The organism is Jatrophihabitans lederbergiae (assembly GCF_031845305.1).
GTDB classification, from domain to species: Bacteria; Actinomycetota; Actinomycetes; order Mycobacteriales; family Jatrophihabitantaceae; genus Jatrophihabitans_A; species Jatrophihabitans_A lederbergiae.
The window spans coordinates 1-267 of record NZ_JAVREH010000252.1 but is presented as its reverse complement, the minus strand read 5'-3'; the positions used below and the strand labels follow the sequence as shown (position 1 = coordinate 267).

Below are 267 nucleotides of genomic sequence, written 5' to 3'. Positions count from 1 at the left end.
CGGCAACGCACGCGCTGGATGCGGCCAGGGCTTGAAGTCGATCTTCGGCGTTCTCAAAGGACGTAAGACGATCTTCGTCAACCCGATCGGGCGGCTGGTCACCGGCCAGTATCAGGAGCGCGAACCGATGCCCCAGGCCCCGGCCGTGCTGCGCGAAGCCCTGCAATCCATCGATCCGGCCCGAGCGGCAATCGTCGCACTCATCGTCTACCACGGCGTGTCGATCGGCGCCGTGCGCCGGCTGCTTCTCACCGACATCCAAGATCG

1 pseudogene is annotated in these 267 nt (G+C 65.5%); it reads left to right on the top strand.

The annotated features are described in order from the left end of the window. Positions 1–31: 31 nt before the first annotated feature. Positions 32–267: pseudogene (locus tag RM423_RS25170) on the top strand (hypothetical protein); the annotation flags it as partial.